This is a genomic window from Thalassotalea marina, from assembly GCF_014656435.1.
Taxonomy (GTDB): domain Bacteria; phylum Pseudomonadota; class Gammaproteobacteria; order Enterobacterales; family Alteromonadaceae; genus Thalassotalea_C; species Thalassotalea_C marina.
Map to the genome: position 1 here is coordinate 466,818 of NZ_BNCK01000001.1, position 17,052 is coordinate 483,869.

The window sequence follows — 17,052 nt, forward strand, 5'->3', positions numbered from 1 at the left end:
TTAACCTCCTAACATAGCAAGGTTTCGTGTAGCACCGGTGAGCTTATCTTGCAAAAAATGGCTGGCTTTTTTATCACTCAATAAAGCTACAATAGCTTGCTGTAATTCTCTGGGATCGTCGCAATGTAAATGATGACGAATAGAAAGCCCTTGTTCGGTAAATAAACACAAATGTAATTTGCCTAACGCACTTACTCTTAGTCGGTTGCAACTAGCACAAAAATCTTTGCTGTAGGGCATTATTAACCCTATCTTTCCCGCATAACTTGGGTGATAAAATTCTTGAGCTGGGCCTGACGTTTTATCTCGAAGTAATGGCAACCATCCAGACGATAATAATTGACTCTTAATATCACTGCCTCGTACGTGCTGTTCTTCAAAAAAAGTCGCGTTATCGCCTGTTTGCATTAACTCAATGAAACGTAAAGTAATGGGGGTTGTTTTGATAAAATCTAAAAAGCTTTGTAAGGCATTGCCGTTAAAGCCTTTTAACAACACACTATTGATTTTTATATTTTCAAAACCTAGCGAGCGTGCCTTATCAATGCCAGCAAGGATTTCATCTAATTTGTTATGGCCTGTAATGGTATGAAATTGCCTAGCATCTAAACTGTCGATACTGACATTGAGAGCATCAAGGCCAGCATCAAGCCAATCTGAAATCTGCGAACTGAGTTTATAACCATTAGTGGTTATCGCGACTTGTTTAATTCCTTGTGTATTTTTACATGCGTGGATAATTTCTGGCAGGTCTTTTCGCAGTGAGGGTTCCCCACCGGTTATTCTAATTTTTTCAGTGCCTAGTCCTGCAAAACCAGCTGCAATACGCTTAATTTCGTCTAATGACAAAAAGTTGCGATCATGATCGCACTGATATCCATCAGGCAGACAGTAATTGCAACGAAAATTGCACACGTCAGTAATTGATAGCCGTAAATAATAAAATCTACGACCGAATGTATCGGTTAACATGTTCACCTTTCCAATATCGGGAGGCTAGTGCGTTTCCTTACTAACCCTGGCGATTAAAAAATCACGGCCTAGATCACATGTTTAGCGGCTAAATTTAGCGACAAAGGCTCGGCGAATAAAAACGCTGTTTTTCAGCAAATATAAAGAATCATACTCCTAAGCGACAATAAGGTAAATGTTAGTCGTGTATCAATTGGTTACAGTTGTTTTCGGTGTCGCCAGCATGTGGTACTTTAATACATGTTAGCTGGTTGGCTATTGTGTTGATTTAGTGATGATGTTCTAAGTTGATCAAATATTTAATTAATTTGGTATAAAGAGAAGACAAATCAATGACTCCTGTTTATTTTTTGCCTGGCACCATGTGTGATGAACGTATGTGGCAGCCCATGTTATCGAGTTTAACCGTCGACATTGATGCAACGTTTTTGTCTATTCCAATGCTCAATTCTATCGAAGCTATTGTGGATGAAGTTGTTTTGCAGTTACCTAATACGCCAATCAACTTAGTAGGTTTTTCGTTGGGCGGTTATTTAGCAACAGCGCTAGCAATGCGCTACCCAGAGCGTGTGTTAAATTTATTTGTCATGGCCAATATGCCATGCGCTTTGCCAGAGGCGGAAGTAAAAGAACGCACTCGAACGATCAATTGGCTTAAAACACACGGCTACAAAGGTATTCCGCAAAAAAGGGTACTTAATCTGTTAGATCCAAGCCATCATCTAAACCAAGGCATTATTTCACTTATTAAGCAAATGGATGCGGACCTAGGTGGTGAGGTATTAACACAGCAGTTAAAAGCGACCACGTTAAGAGAAAACTTATTTACAGGTTTACCAAATCTAGCGATAAACAAGCATTTTTGTGCGGGGGAGTCAGATGCCTTAGTGTCTTTGTCAGCACTAAACAATTATGTGCAAACTGATTCGCTTGCTAAGTTAACCGTATTGCCAAATACCGGCCATATGTTACCGCTTGAAAGTCCCAGTGCGTGTGCACAATGGCTTGAACAGCGATTGAAATAAAAAGGCCAGCATTGATGCTGGCCTTTTACTTAATCTAATAAATTTTTAGAAACTATACACTAGCGTTACAGCTGTTTGCGTGTTGGTTTTTTCTTTGCCAACATCAACATCTGTGTTGTGATCAACTTTAAAGCTGAATTTAAGTTGTAACGTTTCAATCAGTTTAGTAGTGATTGACGTTTCAGCTTTGTAAGTACTGTTCTCACCTTCTTTTGGTGCATACTTAGCGACAACTAGCTGCTTAAATTCAACATGTTCATTGATTTTGTGTTTGTATAAAGCTTGCGCTTGAACAATGAAAGCATCTTGTGTTGTTTCACCGTTTTCGTCAGCTTCCTTTAACACTTCACGCTTGTAACCAGGACCAATATCTGCGTCTAGCGTTGTTGTTTCATTTTCAAACCAGCGACGACCCCAACCACTTGAAATTGAGCTTTGGCTATCAAAGCTGCTAAAGCGGTTTTCTTCATACGAGGCATTAGCATAAACATAGTTTTTGCCTTTTGGCTCAATGGTGTAGTTAGTTTGTGAAACAATTGTCCATTTTTGATCTGTTGTTTCAAATTCATCTGAAGTCGTGCCATCATCTTGCGCGACTTCCTTTTCTGTTTTTCGAACTAGCACGTCGAAATCTAATGTGCTGCGCCACTGTCCTTCTTCATAGCCAAAATCTAAACCTACTTTAAGGTCACCACTTTTGGTATCACCTGTTTTAAACAGGGCACCAAATTCAGCAGATGCTTTAAATGGAGATTCCTCAGCTTTCTTTTCTTCAGCTTGAACAAGTAGAGGAGCGCAACAGATTGCTGCTATTGCTAGTTTATGATTCATCGGTATTCTCTTGGTTGATATGAACAGACATTTGAGGGAATGGAATTTCTATTCCTGCATTGTCTAACTCTTCTTTAATGGTTTGTAATAGGTCGAAATATACTGGCCAGTAATCACTGCTTTTCACCCAAGGGCGAACGGCAAAATTAACTGAGCTATCTGCAAGCTCAAGTACACCAATTGTTGGCGCTGGTTCTTTTAAAATTCGTTCTTCGTTATTAATGACGCGAGTTAATACTTCTTTTGTTTCTGCAAGATTAGCGTCGTAGCTTACGCCGATAACTAAATCAATGCGACGTGTATCTTTAGTCGAAAAGTTAGTAATTGAACTGCCAGTAATAGCGCCGTTAGGGACGATAATTGTTTTGTTGTCAGGCGTGCGTAGTTTTGTAGAGAAAACGTGAACCTCTTCAACAATGCCTGACTTGCCAGCAACTTCAACAAAGTCACCCGCTTTAAATGGTTTAAACGTTATTAACAAAATACCAGATGCAAAGTTAGACAATGAGCCTTGTAACGCTAAGCCAATAGCTAGACCTGCAGCACCAACAATGGCAACAAGAGACGTGGTATTAAAACCTAAGTGTGAAATTGCCGCAATAAAAGCAATTAGTACTAATAAACCATAAGTTAAGCTGCAAATGAAGCTACTTACAGTATTGTCGACGTTTTTATGTTTAAGGACTTTTCTTAGTGCGCCAGTGATCAACTTTGCAACCCATTTACCAATAACAAATATCAGTAATGCGATAACAATGTTAATTAGATAACTAAGTAACAATTCTTGATTGTCTGAAATCCACTGTATGGCTTTATCCATAACTGTCTCCCTGGTTTTTGTTTTTAAGGTAATCGGCCGGAATTATAATCAATTTAATAAAGTAAGCCCATTTAAATTTGCTTTAAGCAAAAATAAATGGGCTTTGGCGGGAACTTAGCAATACCTTAGTTATGACATTTTTACTTAGGTTTTATCGACCTATGTTTGCGCCATAACTAGGTTAATGGTGTTGTCATGTTACTTAATTAAGGCGTTTAGTTCACCTGTTAAGTAGCGCTCATACATTCCGTCTAATGAAATAGGCTTGATTTTAGACGCGTTGCCAGCGGTATTGAACGCCTCATATCGTGCTTTACAAATGTCTGCCATGGCTTTAGTTGATTCTGCTAAATATTTACGCGGATCAAACTCACTTTGATTGTTAGCCATAAAGCGACGAATAGCACCTGTTGAAGCTAAACGTAAGTCGGTGTCAATATTAACTTTACGTACACCGTTTTTAATACCTTCTTGAATTTGCTCTACCGGCACACCATAAGTTTCAGGGATATTACCACCAAACTCGTTGATGATAGCTAACCAGTCTTGAGGAACTGATGACGAACCGTGCATAACTAAGTGTGTATTAGGAATACGTTGATGAATGGCTTTGATACGGTCAATCGCTAAAATGTCACCTGTTGGTGGACGAGTAAATTTGTAAGCGCCGTGTGAAGTACCACAAGCGATAGCCAAGGCATCTACTTGTGTCTTTTTAACAAAGTCAGCCGCTTCTTCTGGATCAGTCAGCATTTGGTCCATGGTTAGTTTGCCCACAGCGCCAACACCATCTTCTTCACCAGCTTCACCTGTTTCAAGTGAGCCTAAGCAACCTAATTCACCTTCAACTGAAACACCACAAGCATGTGCCATTTCAACTGTTCTGCGCGTAACATCTACATTGTATTCATAGCTTGATGGCGTTTTGCCATCTTCCATCAAAGAGCCGTCCATCATCACTGACGAGAAGCCTAGTTGAATTGAACGTTGACATACTGCTGGAGACGTACCGTGATCTTGGTGCATAGCTACAGGAATATGAGGGAATTCCTCAATAGCAGCCAAAATTAGGTGGCGTAAAAATGGCGCACCTGCGTACTTTCTTGCACCTGCTGACGCTTGCAAAATAACCGGGCTATCGGTTGCATCTGCTGCCATCATGATAGCGCGAACTTGCTCTAAGTTGTTTACATTAAAGGCTGGAATACCATAATCATTCTCAGCTGCATGGTCTAACATTTGGCGCATGGAAACTAAGGCCATGAATCACTCCTAAACACGTTACGTTTATGGGTTAATACAATATTAATACTTTCAAACCGAAAGCATTATGTTTCATTTTGTAATTGTATCAGAAAGTTTTCATGGTTTGCATCAGGGTGAAATCGCATGCAATTTTGATATTTGAGCTTTTTTGCTAGAAATGTTCTGTTTTGTGTAAGAATTACGAAAATAGTAAGGGTGTTAATGAGGTTTTAAGGAAAAAATAGTGGCTAGATTTTGGAAGTTTACAACAAAAATTATTTTAAGTTTTTTTAAAAAAAACCTCAGCGCTTAGTCTGAGGTTTTTATTGGTATTAAGCTTGCGCTGCTCGCTCTTCTAAAATTGCCACGGCTGGCAATTTTTTACCTTCGAGGAACTCAAGGAATGCGCCACCACCAGTAGAAATATAAGAGACTTTATCAGCGATATTATATTTATCTACTGCCGCTAACGTATCACCGCCACCAGCGATGGAAAATGCGCTTGATTGTGCAATGGCGTTAGCAATAATTTCAGTGCCTTTGGCAAATTGGTCAAATTCAAATACACCAACTGGGCCGTTCCATACAATAGTACCAGCGTTGGCTAGAATTTCAGCAAGAGCTTGAGCTGAGTCTGGGCCAATATCAAAAATCATCTCGTCATCAGCAACTTCATTTACTGATTTTAAAGTCGCTTCTGCCGTTGGAGAAAATTCCTTACCAACAACAACATCAGTTGGTACAGGAATATCACCATTGTTAGCTTTGGCGTCAGCGGTTAATCGTTTGGCTTCATCAATTAAGTCTGCTTCAAATAACGATTTGCCAACATTATGACCTTCAGCCGCAATAAAGGTATTGGCAATCCCTCCACCGACAACTAACTGATCAACAATTTTTGATAGTGAATCAAGTACGGTTAACTTAGTTGATACTTTTGAGCCGCCAACAATCGCAACTAATGGGCGAGCAGGATTGTCTAGTGCTTTTGAAAGGGCATCTAATTCACCCACTAACAGCGGGCCTGCACAAGCGGTAGGAGCAAATTTTGCCACGCCGTGTGTACTTGCTTGAGCGCGGTGAGCGGTGCCAAAAGCGTCCATAACATATACGTCACAAAGAGCGGCAAGTTGTTGTGCTAGCTCGTCATTGTTTTTCTTTTCACCCACATTAAAACGTACATTTTCAAAAATCACTAATTCGCCGTTTGCAAGTTCAACACCGTCTAGGTAGTCTTTAACTAAACGAACCGGCGCATCCAATGCTTCATCTAAATAGTCAGCAACGGGTTGCATGGAAAATTCAGGGTTGTATTCGCCTTCTGTGGGGCGTCCCAAATGAGACATCACCATCACTTTAGCACCTGATGCTAAAGCGTGTTTGATTGTTGGTAGTGCAGCTTTTAAGCGTGCGTCTGATGTTACTTTACCGTCAGCAACAGGTACGTTTAAATCTTCGCGAATTAATACGCGCTTACCTGCTAAGTCTAAATCCGTCATTTTAATTACAGACATAGTATTGTTCCTGTGTTGATTAGCTTAAATTTGCCATAACTTTGGCAGTGTCTAACATTCTATTGGCAAATCCCCATTCGTTATCACACCAAACTAACATTTTGACCAGTCGTTTGTGACTGACGCGAGTTTGGTTGCCATCAACAATGGCTGAATGTGGATCATGATTAAAATCTATCGAGACTAAAGGCTCTTCAGTGTAGCCAAGGATCCCTTGCAAGCCGTTATTTTGTGCTTTTTTAATGGCTTGGTTAATATCGGCAATGGTCACGTCGGTAGAAACCGTAACACTCAAGTCCATCGCCGTAACATTTATCGTAGGTACTCGAACGGCAATGGCTTCAAATCGACCGGCAAATTGCGGCAATATACGCTCAATACCTGCAGCTAATTTAGTATCAACTGGAATAATTGACTGGCTAGCTGCTCGTGTTCTTCGAAGGTCTGGGTGGTAGGCATCAATCACTTGTTGATCATGCATTGATGAATGAATGGTGGTAATAGTGCCACTTTCTACACCAAATACTTCGTCGATGACTTTGATCACCGGCACAATACAATTAGTTGTGCAAGAACCGTTACTCACAATGTTGTCATTGCTGCTTAGACTTTTTTCATTGATACCATAAATAATAGTGGCATCAAGGTCGTGTGAACCCGGGTGTGAATAAAGTACTTTTTTGGCGCCTTGTTTTAAATGCAGTTCACCGTCGGCTTTGTTTGCAAACACGCCTGTACAATCGAGTACAACATCGACATCAAGTGCTTGCCAATCAATGTCTTCGATCGCTTGGTGATGCATTAGTTGAATATCATCACCGGCAATGTTCAACCGATTGTTTTCTCTGGTAACGGCAAAGGCAAAGCGTCCATGTGTGCTGTCATACTTTAGTAAGTGTGCAATACCTTCGGGATCAGCAAGTTCGTTAATTGCGACGAGTTGCAGATCTTGCCTGTGATTGTTTTCAAATAGCGCACGCGCAACACTTCTACCGATACGGCCGAAACCATTGATTGCTATTCTTTTGGGCATAATTTTTAAGGTGCGGATAGAATAAAGCGCCACATTAACTGTGGCGCAAAAAGATTACAAGCCTTTGACGGTTGCAACCACGTTGTCAACGGTAAAACCAAAGTGCTCCATTAACACGCCACCTGGTGCTGATTCACCAAAGGTTTGCATGCCAACTACTTTACCGGCAAAACCAACGTACTTGTACCAAAAATCTGTATGAGCGGCTTCAATTGCCACACGTTTAGTCACAGTACTTGGTAAAACTGATTCTTTGTATTGAGCGTCTTGTGCATCAAAAATGTTTGTTGACGGCATAGAAACTACACGTACCGAATCACCTAATTGCTCAGCGGCTTTAAGTGCAAGTGAGACTTCTGAACCTGTTGCAATTAAAATGACCTCAGGTGTGCCAACGCTATCTTTTAAGATGTAACCACCTTTAGCGATTTGTGCAACTTGTTCATCATTGCGCGCAAGAGCAGGTAAGCCTTGACGAGAAAATACCAATGAAGTTGGTGCATTTTGACGTTGTACTGCGTTTTTCCAAGCAACTGCCGATTCAGTGGCATCGGCTGGGCGCCATGTCACCATATTTGGTGTTGTACGTAAGTTAGTTAATTGTTCGATAGGTTGATGTGTTGGACCATCTTCACCTTGACCAATTGAGTCATGCGTATAAACGAAGATGTTTTGAATGCCCATTAAAGCAGACATACGAACCGCATTTCTGGCGTATTCCATAAACATCATGAAAGTTGCGCCGTAGTTAATGAATCCACCGTGCAATGAAATACCATTCATAATGCCTGACATACCAAATTCACGTACGCCGTAGAAAATATAGTTACCAGCGGCATCATCTTGAATACCTTTAGAGCCAGACCATAGCGTTAAGTTTGAGCCTGCTAAGTCAGCTGAACCACCCATTAATTCAGGTAAAATAGCGCCAAAAGCTTCAATTGCGTTTTGTGATGCTTTACGTGAGGCAATGTTTTCAGATTTTGCCTGACACTCTTGAATAAAAGCATTCGCCTTTGCTTCGAATTCTGCTGGAAGTTCACCTTTGATCACACGACGCTCAAATTCTGCTGCTAATTCAGGGTGAGCACTTTGATAAGCGGCAAACTTGTCGTTCCAATTGTTTTCTAGTGCGGTACCATTTTCTTTATTGTCCCACTGAGCGTATACATCAGCAGGTACTTCAAATGGCGCATGTGGCCAGTTTAAAAATTCACGCGCTGCGGCAATTTCTTCATCGCCTAATGGAGCACCGTGACAGTCATGTGAACCTGATTTATTTGGAGAACCAAAACCAATGATAGTTTTACAACAAATCATACTTGGTTTGTCTGTTACTGACTGTGCTTCTTTAATCGCATTTGCAACTGCTTCAGGATCATGTCCGTCAACGTCAGCGATAACATGCCAGCCATATGATTCAAAGCGTTTTGGTGTGTCGTCAGAGAACCAGCCTTCAACGTGGCCGTCGATTGAAATACCGTTGTCATCCCAAAACGCAATTAATTTACCTAGGCCTAATGTCCCAGCTAATGAGCAAGCTTCGTGAGAAATACCTTCCATTAAACAGCCATCGCCTAGGAAGCAGTATGTAAAGTGATCAACTAAGTCGTGACCTTCACGGTTGAACTGTGCTGCAAGTGTTTTTTCAGCGATAGCCATACCAACCGCATTTGAAATACCTGCGCCTAATGGGCCTGTGGTTGTCTCAACACCTGGTGTATAGCCATATTCTGGGTGACCTGGTGTTTTAGAATGCAGTTGTCTAAAGTTTTTGATTTCTTCAATCGGTAAGTCATAGCCAGATAAATGCAATAAAGAATAGATCAACATTGAACCGTGGCCATTTGACAAAATAAAGCGATCGCGATCTGCCCAATTTGGATTGTTAGGGTTGTGCTTTAAAAAGTCTCTCCATAGGACTTCGGCGATATCAGCCATACCCATTGGGGCACCTGGGTGACCAGAGTTAGCTTTTTGAACAGCATCCATACTCAAAGCACGGATTGCATTGGCGAGTTCTTTACGCGACGGCATAATTGCTCCAACTGAATTAATTAGTTATTTATTTTGAGGGTGTTTTAAGGGGCTTATTTTTACGCACTAAGTGAGCGACTGCAAATGTTATTGTTGGATTTATTATACTTTTGTTGACTTGGATAAAAGCCTTGTCGCATATGCAATAAAACCTCAGAAAAAACTGACTAAACATACAGGCTTTTTAATGAATTTAAGTAAATTTGTTTATTGTCAAAAATATTTCACATTTTTGTGCTTTAAACGATTGAATTTGCAATTGTTATCATATAACGTTATTCGGCGTTAAGCTTGACAATAAAAATAAATTTGCTTAGGACCTAATAATGAACAAGTCGTCATCAAAAGGGATCAAACTGACAACGGTAATTTTTGCTGTTCTTATTCTTGCTTTGTCAGCATTAATGAGCAACACGTCAGTGGCCGACGACATGGAAGTGACAACAGAATCGACAAGCTAGCTTACTAGTCTTATTAAAAAACTCGCTACGGCGAGTTTTTTGCTTTCAGCTTATTCAAAATACTAAGAATAATACCTATTGAATGGTACTAACTCATAATCATCATTGGTTTAATAGTATTTATGCTAAATGGTATTATTACGCTTGATAGTTGTAATTGGTTAAAAAAAGAACTACTGTGTCGTAGGTGAATAGGGAAGATCATTAGGCTGTTTTAATGAATAATAAAATATTGCTGTCGGTAAGTTGTTTGTTTCTACTTGGTTTAACGTTTATCACTTTTGGTTTACAAGGCGACGGTAAACTGTCGTTAGCCGCCATAGTTGAGGTGGCCAAAGGTAAACGCTCAATTTCTGAAATATTCACACCTATTCAAGAAGAACAGCTCCCGCAAATAAGCTATCCAGAAGCCTATTTCAAGTACGATTTAGACGATCAAAATACATACTATTCAGCACTGGTTGATGAAGGCTTTGCCGAGCTTTATTCATTATTTGTCGCGACCAATTCGGATGAAGAAATATATTCTTTTATTCAAAACAAAAACAAGACTGCCCAAAGTCGTTATCGCTTAGCTATCGGATATGATGAAAAAAATCGTCGAAATATTTCAATTTATATGAAAGACCAACCGCTATCACAAGCCGAGGTCACTAAGCTGTTTCTAACACGGTTTAATTATATCGAATTAAAAACGATGTTTGCTGACAGTGACATGTTACACAAGGTTGATCGTCAGCATTTACAATACTTGACGGCAATTCTTTCATTTGATCGCCAGGGAAACTTTGTTGATTTAAGAAGGCGTTAAAAATCACAACAAGCTGTTGGCATAACGTTGAAATTAGATGTGGCGTCCCCACCAGGACTCGAACCTGGAGCAGCGGCTTAGGAGGCCGCAGTTTTATCCGGTTAAACTATGAGGACGCTAAAATATCCATCTGTAATAAACCATGGAAGTGAGTAAAAATCAACAGCGATTAGTGACGTACTACTAAGTCATCTAGTTGAATACTATCTAATATCTTGCCATCTTCAGTTTGCGCAACGGCACTAGCATTTGATACTTGCACCACTTTCACGTTGAATGGACTTACGTTAAAGCCGGCATATGATTTACCTTTATCTGAAGTAAAGTTTTTCACATGTAGCAGTGAAAATTTGTCACCCAGTTTCACACCGTGGCGTTCACCTAAGTTAAATCGAATTTGGTTACCCTGCACATCAACAATTTTAGCGCGTGTTGGCTGGCACATCATATTATCGTCAATATCTGTAATCACCTGGTTAATGGTTTGATCTAATACCGCCCCATATTGGCTTTGCCAAAAGGTGTTTGAATTAACGTCGACTCTTGCTCGTTTAGTAAATGTCCAAGGCGCTGAGTTTTGATATTGTTTCTGAAAAACCAGTTCGCCATTATTGGCATTATAAATATGCACGTTTAGTTTAAAGTGGCGTTCAAACTCATCTTCTTGCCAAAACTGCCAACCATTATTTGGCTCAAGTGCAAAAGACACGTCATCTATCTCTGAAAACATAACGTACTGACTGTCAGTCATATCGCCGAGAGACATTGAAATATGTTTAATTTTTTCTATATCTAAACTGTTGTTATAGCGAGAAAACTCATTGCTTGATTTTACCGAAAGTTTTGGCGCTAAATAGGAGCCTTGTTGTTGAATTTTGTTAGCAAGGCGTTTGATTAACGCGCTGTCTATTTTATAGATGCTACCTATATTAGCTTGCTCTCGATGTGATAAATGACTTTTTGTCAGCAGTAGTGATTTACGGTAATCAGCGGAAAAACATTGCCTAGACTGCGGAATAATATCGGCTCTAACGGTTACCGATAACATATTGCCTTGGTAGGTCTCATTAACAATTTCAAAAGCGTTTACATTCCCAGTCGCTCGTATATTCACTTCATCTTGAGTTAATAAGCCATTTACTACCTGTTGAACACTCGACACAGATGCACCTGCAACTAACAATGCCTTTTTAAGCGCATTCTCAATAGCTAAGCTTCGGGCGTTTTCTTTATTGCCTTGAGTTACATAAGCATGGCCCTGTGTTTCATACCACTGAGCTGTAGCTGCTGTTTGCCAACAAATTAAAAGTAAACTAAGTAAATACCGCATTGTTCATCTATACCTTGATACAAGTAACTTAATATCAGTGTTCTGGTTTATTCGTTGATTGCTGTGTCAAATTTTTTGCTAACCCAGCCTCTGGTATGGCTAATGCATTAAATGTGCCTAGTTGAATAAATGTTCATCTGGCTAAAAAAGTTGGCGTAAATAATGCTTGGAATACACGATAACATAATGAGTGGTTTTTGAGGGTAGCTCAATGAAAAAGTGGTTAATGTTAATGTTAATCCCCAGCGTGATGTCTTGCAGTATGAATTCTGTTGAAGAAGACGACTTTTATCGAGCATCACACAAAGTAAAAGATAGAATAGATGCAATGGCTCTACCTAGGCACGCCATTAATGATGTAGTCAAAGGACTTGCGTTTCAAATGCTTGAGAGCAGCTCTTTTGTAACGCCTAAAACACCCGTTGCGGTAGCATCATTTGTTGATCTAGAGAGTCTAGAGTCAACTAATTGGTTGGGTAATCAGCTATCTGAGAGCTTTGTTCATGAATTACAACGTCATGGCTTAATAGTTGTCGACTATAAAACAACAGGGCATATTCGTGTCACAAAAGAAGGTGATTATGTTTTCAGTCGTGATTGGAAAGAGTTACCTGAACGTCAGATAATTGACTACGTAGTGTCAGGCACCATGATGAAGCAAGACGGCGGTGTCATGGTAAATGCACGAATGATTGGTATGCAATCGCGTGTGGTAGTTGCAACTGCGCAATCGTTCATTCCTGAGTGGGTATTAGGCACTGAGTTGGAAAGTCGTGAAAATGTTCGAATGAAAGATGGCATGATCATTAGAGATAACCAGGCCCTGATGAGCGATGAAAGAGCGGTTGAGATCCAGCAGTAGGGGATAACCATGAAATTAAAAACATTTGCCTCAGCCATTACCCTGTCAGTTACCCTGTCGCTAGCTGGGTGTTCGTCAATGTACGACAAACATGTGCAATGGGAAACCGTAAAGCCAGACTCATTTCCTGTGTTAACGGCAATTGGTCAAGCGCCGATCAGTTTGCAAAAGTCAGAAAATAAAACACAGAAAATGTTAATGGCAATTAAAGCGTCAAAAATTGCTGCATATGCAGAATTAGCAGAACAAGTTTATGGTCAACAAGTGCAAGGTGAACTTACCATGCGCAATATGATCTTAGATGATCAAGTGTTGAGTGCTTCAGTTCAAGGCTTAATTCGAGGTGCTAAAGTAGTAAAAAGTTATCCTGTTGGAGATACATATACCACCGAGCTTGAGTTAGACTTTAAAGACGTTTGGCAGATATACCAAACGCGAAGTAGGCAAAAGCAAATTAAAGATGTTAAGTATTATTAAATAAAAACGCCGCTAACTTTAGCGGCGTTTTTATTTAATCATTTGTTGTAGCATTTAGGCCTTAATACCTAAACTGCTTAAGCCACCCGAGGTTTTACCTTTACTGTCATAGGTAACTGACGACTTATTACGTTGCTGTAGTAATTCAGTTTTCATTCGCTCAACAGCTAGTTGAGATTGTTGAATGACCATACCATTAACATGGTTTTTTTCTTTGCAACGCAGAAGCGTTTGTTCAATTGCCGTCAAAGTGTCAGCAAACTGACCCGCTTTTTTAGCAGCGGTAAACTCTGGGCTTTGGCGAAAATGCTGATCTAACTCTTGAATATCTACAAGTAACTGATTTTTCTTTTCGCTAATGTCTACTAATGCGTCAGGGCTGTTTTTTTGCAGAACAGCTTTTTCTTCATCAATTAAGTGTTCTAGAGCAGTTAATTGCCCTAGTTGATTATTTAACAATGTTTGAAAATCAGTCTGCGCTGTCACATTTGCTCTCTTAAAAGCTAAGCCTTAGTAAAATCAAACTCAAATTTAGCGATGCTAGCTGCAAGCTTATCTGCGTCGACTTTGTATTCGCCAGACATAATCGCTTTTTTCAATTGCTCCACTCGTTTTTGATTCACTACAGGTGCATCTTGTGCTTTTTTCTGTAATTCGCCAAGTTGTTTTGCCTGAGGAGTGATCGAGACTGAATCTTTGCTAGCCGTCTTTGCTTGTTCAGCAACAACATTACTTTGTGAGGCCTGTTGTTTTACTTGGTTTTGCTGATCAACCTTTTGCTTAACTTGATTTGTGTTTGACAAGTTGTTGATATTAATAGCCATAATTAAACCTTATCGGCAAATAAAATTAGTTTCTATCCTGTTATCGGCAAAAACGTTTATATCTTTAATAAATTTATTATAGATTAATCGCGACTTGGTTAATAGTGTTGACCCTCGCCGTTATACTGCGACCAGAGCGTTTATTTTTAACACGAATTTGTTGGCCTATTACGCCGCTAGTTTGTGCTATGCCTTGAGTTTTAATCATTAAACTGTCAGATTTGGCCAATATAGTTACCGTATCACCTTTACAAACAACGCAAAACATTTTTTTTGTAATCACAGTACCTTCAATTAGGCTGCGTTTGCTTTTTGCGCCATAAACAGAAGTGGCATCTTCCATCACTTCACCACGTGTTTGGTGTTGTGGTTTCCAAACAATTGCTACGTTTTCTTCGTCTAACACTGTGCCTTTTTCTATTTTGGTTTGTGCTACCAATACTGGGATTTCAGTTGATACGTTAACCGGTAAATAAATGTACCAAGGGGTTGAGCCAGAACAAAAAATTTTAACATTTACATTTCTCGACCGATAGTTTTCAGGTATATTCGCCTGCAACGGTTCTGAACATGGTTTGATGGTTATTCTAGGGTCAAGGTCGGCCGGTGTTACAATGCGTTTACCTTGAGCAATTGAAGGTAAATTATTTTCGACATATTGCTTTGCAAATGCTTTGATTTCTTCATGGCTTAGTGTTTTTGCATCTACCGATGTGAACCAAACTAGCTGCAAAATAGAAAATGTTATAAATATCTTTAATTTGCTCATAAAATTTGTAATCTAATACTAGGGAAATAAAAATACTCGTCTATGCTTAATAAAAGGCAAGTATTTATCAAATTATGTGTCAATAATTATACACTAAAAAACGTTTCTATTAGGTACTATCAAGAAATGTGCCTGTTGGCCGTTATAGCGAGCAGGAAATTGAGTAAGAGGTTTTTATGGCAGGCATTTTAGATTCGGTAAACCAAAGAACGCAGCTGGTTGGACAAAACAGACTAGAGTTATTGTTGTTTAAATTAGTTGGGCGCCAAAGGTTTGGTATAAACGTTTTCAAAGTACGAGAAGTAATGCCTTGCCCCAAATTAACCAGTTTACCTAAACAAGACAAATACGTTAAAGGTGTTGCGCATATCAGGGGGCAAACCATTTCAGTCATTGATCTAAGTAAAGCGACTGGCGGCCCTGAAATCAATCCAGATGATAATGCCTTTGTCATCATTGCCGAATATAACCGCAGTGTTCAAGGGTTTTTAGTTGCAGGTGTTGAACGTATTATCAATATTCGCTGGCAAGATATTATGCCTCCTCCAGAAGGTGCTGGAAAATCCAGTTATTTGACGGCGGTAACTGAAATAGACAATGAAATGGTGTCTATTTTGGACGTGGAAAAAATTCTCAATGAAATAAACCCTGTTTCAACCGAATTAAGTGAAGACGTTGTTGATGATACAGTAGGGGCGAGTATTGGCGACCGCGTAATTATGATTGCCGACGACTCAACCGTAGCACGTAACCAAGTTAAAAGAGCACTAGAGCCACTAGGGCTAAAAATGGTATTGGCTAAAAATGGTCAAGATGCCTTAAATCAGTTGCTAGAACTCGCCCAAGGCTGTAGTTCAATAGATGAAAAAGTTGCTTTACTGATTTCAGATATTGAAATGCCAGAAATGGATGGCTATACCTTAACGGCAGAGATAAAAGCAAATGAAGTATTACGTAAAATGCCTGTTATTTTACATACTTCATTAAGTGGTGTTTTTAATAATGCCATGGTTGAAAAAGTTGGCGCAGAAGACTTTATTCCTAAGTTCCATCCTGACGAACTGGCAACCGCAGTTAAAAAATGGCTAAAAGTAGAAGAGTTAGCTGAATAATAAACCTTATTAAAATAGGCAGGGTAACCAATAGTGTCAAAACAGCTAGATGATAAAAGCTATCATCAGTTTCGGGAATTTTTAGAGCAACAATGTGGTATCGTTTTAGGTGACAATAAACAGTATTTAGTGAAAAGTCGCCTAGCACCACTGATGGCTAAATTTGATGTATCTTCGATTGGAGACTTAGTTACTCGTACTCTCAGTCCAGTAGAGCGACAGTTGCGTTCGGCGGTAATTGACGCAATGACAACCAATGAGACCCTGTGGTTTAGGGATGAATATCCGTTTGAGCTGCTAAAAAAACAAATATTTCCTGAATTTAAAGGGCGACGCACGCCTGTGAAAATTTGGTCTGCGGCAAGCTCTTCGGGACAAGAGCCGTACTCAATTGCTATGTCTTCACAAGAGTTTCAGCAGCTCAACCCTGGTAGCTTACCCGGTGGTGTGCAAATCATAGGTACTGACATCTCCAACACCATGTTGGAACACTGTAAGTACGCTCACTACGATTCATTGGCATTATCTCGCGGCTTATCGGCAGAACGAAAACGACTATTTTTTGAAGATGGCGACAATGGCATGATGAAAGTCAAAGAGCACGTCAAAAAATTGGTGTCGTTTCGTCAATTAAATTTGTTGGGTAGTTATAGCTTGATGGGGCGTTTTGATATTGTGTTTTGTCGAAATGTTCTTATTTACTTCTCGCCTGAAATAAAAACGCAAATTCTCAAGCAAATTCATGGTGTACTAAATAGTGGTGGGTACTTATTTTTAGGGGCTTCTGAGTCACTTTCTGGATTGAGCCAAGATTTTGAAATGCTGCGCTGCAATCCTGGTATTGTTTACCGAAAAAAAACATAACCTCTCGTTAAATCTTTCCTTGGCATAATTATTGAATAGCTACTTTCATAGTATTGGAGGTAGCT

General features: G+C 39.7%; 18 protein-coding genes, 1 tRNA gene and 1 riboswitch. Of the genes, 7 read left to right on the plus strand and 12 right to left on the minus strand.

Going from position 1 to position 17,052, the window contains the following annotated elements; translation table 11 throughout:
• Nucleotides 1–972: a GTP 3',8-cyclase MoaA gene (moaA, locus tag IE199_RS02065; RefSeq protein ID WP_189767046.1), complete on the minus strand. Its 972-nt coding sequence runs from the start codon at nt 970–972 to the stop codon at nt 1–3.
• Nucleotides 960–1,094, minus strand: a riboswitch (molybdenum cofactor riboswitch). Its footprint overlaps the gene before it by 13 nt.
• Nucleotides 1,095–1,304: 210 nt before the next feature.
• Here moaA and IE199_RS02070 point away from each other — a divergent pair.
• On the plus strand, nt 1,305–1,997 hold the full coding sequence (locus IE199_RS02070) for an alpha/beta fold hydrolase (protein WP_189767047.1): 693 nt from the start codon (nt 1,305–1,307) through the stop codon (nt 1,995–1,997).
• Between the two features lie 45 nt (nt 1,998–2,042).
• Here IE199_RS02070 and IE199_RS02075 read toward each other — a convergent pair whose 3' ends face one another.
• From IE199_RS02075 to tkt, 6 genes are all read right to left on the minus strand, one after another.
• Complete coding sequence (locus IE199_RS02075) at nt 2,043–2,828, minus strand: DUF481 domain-containing protein (RefSeq protein ID WP_189767048.1); 786 nt, start codon at nt 2,826–2,828, stop codon at nt 2,043–2,045.
• Nucleotides 2,818–3,648: a mechanosensitive ion channel family protein gene (locus IE199_RS02080; RefSeq protein WP_189767049.1), complete on the minus strand. Its 831-nt coding sequence runs from the start codon at nt 3,646–3,648 to the stop codon at nt 2,818–2,820. The genes IE199_RS02075 and IE199_RS02080 overlap by 11 nt, the downstream gene beginning before the upstream one ends.
• A 198-nt stretch (nt 3,649–3,846) precedes the next feature.
• A complete protein-coding gene (gene fba, locus IE199_RS02085; protein ID WP_189767050.1) occupies nt 3,847–4,911 on the minus strand; it encodes a class II fructose-bisphosphate aldolase in 1,065 nt (354 codons plus the stop codon).
• 314 nt (nt 4,912–5,225) lie between these two features.
• Nucleotides 5,226–6,407: a phosphoglycerate kinase gene (locus IE199_RS02090; RefSeq protein ID WP_189767051.1), complete on the minus strand. Its 1,182-nt coding sequence runs from the start codon at nt 6,405–6,407 to the stop codon at nt 5,226–5,228.
• A 19-nt stretch (nt 6,408–6,426) separates the two neighbouring features.
• Complete coding sequence (gene epd, locus IE199_RS02095) at nt 6,427–7,440, minus strand: erythrose-4-phosphate dehydrogenase (RefSeq protein WP_189767052.1); 1,014 nt, start codon at nt 7,438–7,440, stop codon at nt 6,427–6,429.
• 54 nt (nt 7,441–7,494) lie between these two features.
• Nucleotides 7,495–9,477 (minus strand): transketolase, encoded by a 1,983-nt coding sequence (gene tkt / locus IE199_RS02100; protein WP_189767053.1) that lies wholly within the window; start codon nt 9,475–9,477, stop codon nt 7,495–7,497.
• A gap of 326 nt (nt 9,478–9,803) precedes the next feature.
• Here tkt and IE199_RS22060 point away from each other — a divergent pair, with 326 nt between their 5' ends.
• Complete coding sequence (locus tag IE199_RS22060) at nt 9,804–9,938, plus strand: hypothetical protein (RefSeq protein ID WP_268245313.1); 135 nt, start codon at nt 9,804–9,806, stop codon at nt 9,936–9,938.
• A gap of 217 nt (nt 9,939–10,155) precedes the next feature.
• Nucleotides 10,156–10,749 carry a hypothetical protein gene (locus IE199_RS02105; RefSeq protein ID WP_189767054.1) on the plus strand — a complete coding sequence of 198 codons (594 nt, stop codon included), beginning with the start codon at nt 10,156–10,158 and terminating at the stop codon, nt 10,747–10,749.
• A gap of 40 nt (nt 10,750–10,789) precedes the next feature.
• On the opposite strand, the gene IE199_RS02110 is transcribed toward IE199_RS02105, so the two are convergent.
• A tRNA-Arg gene (locus IE199_RS02110) sits at nt 10,790–10,865 on the minus strand.
• 53 nt (nt 10,866–10,918) lie between these two features.
• Nucleotides 10,919–12,079: a flagella assembly protein FlgT gene (locus IE199_RS02115; protein ID WP_189767055.1), complete on the minus strand. Its 1,161-nt coding sequence runs from the start codon at nt 12,077–12,079 to the stop codon at nt 10,919–10,921.
• 211 nt (nt 12,080–12,290) lie between these two features.
• Here IE199_RS02115 and IE199_RS02120 point away from each other — a divergent pair, with 211 nt between their 5' ends.
• Nucleotides 12,291–12,941 carry a FlgO family outer membrane protein gene (locus tag IE199_RS02120; RefSeq protein WP_189767056.1) on the plus strand — a complete coding sequence of 217 codons (651 nt, stop codon included), beginning with the start codon at nt 12,291–12,293 and terminating at the stop codon, nt 12,939–12,941.
• A gap of 9 nt (nt 12,942–12,950) precedes the next feature.
• Nucleotides 12,951–13,418: an LPP20 family lipoprotein gene (locus IE199_RS02125; protein WP_189767057.1), complete on the plus strand. Its 468-nt coding sequence runs from the start codon at nt 12,951–12,953 to the stop codon at nt 13,416–13,418.
• Nucleotides 13,419–13,472: 54 nt separating this feature from the next.
• On the opposite strand, the gene IE199_RS02130 is transcribed toward IE199_RS02125, so the two are convergent.
• The 3 genes from IE199_RS02130 to flgA form a co-directional block, all read right to left on the minus strand.
• Entirely contained in the window at nt 13,473–13,904 is a 432-nt protein-coding gene (locus IE199_RS02130; protein ID WP_189767058.1) for a flagella synthesis protein FlgN, read from the minus strand.
• A 17-nt stretch (nt 13,905–13,921) separates the two neighbouring features.
• A complete protein-coding gene (gene flgM, locus IE199_RS02135; RefSeq protein ID WP_189767059.1) occupies nt 13,922–14,242 on the minus strand; it encodes a flagellar biosynthesis anti-sigma factor FlgM in 321 nt (106 codons plus the stop codon).
• Nucleotides 14,243–14,318: 76 nt separating this feature from the next.
• Complete coding sequence (gene flgA / locus IE199_RS02140) at nt 14,319–15,011, minus strand: flagellar basal body P-ring formation chaperone FlgA (RefSeq protein ID WP_189767060.1); 693 nt, start codon at nt 15,009–15,011, stop codon at nt 14,319–14,321.
• 176 nt (nt 15,012–15,187) lie between these two features.
• On the opposite strand from flgA, the gene IE199_RS02145 reads away from it, so the two are divergent.
• A complete protein-coding gene (locus IE199_RS02145) occupies nt 15,188–16,123 on the plus strand; it encodes a chemotaxis protein (RefSeq protein ID WP_189767061.1) in 936 nt (311 codons plus the stop codon).
• A gap of 30 nt (nt 16,124–16,153) precedes the next feature.
• Entirely contained in the window at nt 16,154–16,987 is an 834-nt protein-coding gene (locus tag IE199_RS02150) for a CheR family methyltransferase (RefSeq protein ID WP_189767310.1), read from the plus strand.
• Nucleotides 16,988–17,052: the final 65 nt, after the last annotated feature.

Coding starts and splice junctions, on each gene's coding strand:
- flgM (WP_189767059.1), bottom strand. CDS start 14,242: ATGGCTATTAATATCAACAACTTGTCAAACACAAATCAAGTTAAGCAA.
- epd (WP_189767052.1), bottom strand. CDS start 7,440: ATGCCCAAAAGAATAGCAATCAATGGTTTCGGCCGTATCGGTAGAAGT.
- moaA (WP_189767046.1), bottom strand. CDS start 972: ATGTTAACCGATACATTCGGTCGTAGATTTTATTATTTACGGCTATCA.
- flgA (WP_189767060.1), bottom strand. CDS start 15,011: ATGAGCAAATTAAAGATATTTATAACATTTTCTATTTTGCAGCTAGTT.
- IE199_RS02115 (WP_189767055.1), bottom strand. CDS start 12,079: ATGCGGTATTTACTTAGTTTACTTTTAATTTGTTGGCAAACAGCAGCT.
- fba (WP_189767050.1), bottom strand. CDS start 4,911: ATGGCCTTAGTTTCCATGCGCCAAATGTTAGACCATGCAGCTGAGAAT.
- IE199_RS02120 (WP_189767056.1), top strand. CDS start 12,291: ATGAAAAAGTGGTTAATGTTAATGTTAATCCCCAGCGTGATGTCTTGC.
- IE199_RS22060 (WP_268245313.1), top strand. CDS start 9,804: ATGAACAAGTCGTCATCAAAAGGGATCAAACTGACAACGGTAATTTTT.
- IE199_RS02145 (WP_189767061.1), top strand. CDS start 15,188: ATGGCAGGCATTTTAGATTCGGTAAACCAAAGAACGCAGCTGGTTGGA.
- IE199_RS02090 (WP_189767051.1), bottom strand. CDS start 6,407: ATGTCTGTAATTAAAATGACGGATTTAGACTTAGCAGGTAAGCGCGTA.
- IE199_RS02105 (WP_189767054.1), top strand. CDS start 10,156: ATGAATAATAAAATATTGCTGTCGGTAAGTTGTTTGTTTCTACTTGGT.
- IE199_RS02080 (WP_189767049.1), bottom strand. CDS start 3,648: ATGGATAAAGCCATACAGTGGATTTCAGACAATCAAGAATTGTTACTT.
- IE199_RS02075 (WP_189767048.1), bottom strand. CDS start 2,828: ATGAATCATAAACTAGCAATAGCAGCAATCTGTTGCGCTCCTCTACTT.
- IE199_RS02070 (WP_189767047.1), top strand. CDS start 1,305: ATGACTCCTGTTTATTTTTTGCCTGGCACCATGTGTGATGAACGTATG.
- IE199_RS02125 (WP_189767057.1), top strand. CDS start 12,951: ATGAAATTAAAAACATTTGCCTCAGCCATTACCCTGTCAGTTACCCTG.
- tkt (WP_189767053.1), bottom strand. CDS start 9,477: ATGCCGTCGCGTAAAGAACTCGCCAATGCAATCCGTGCTTTGAGTATG.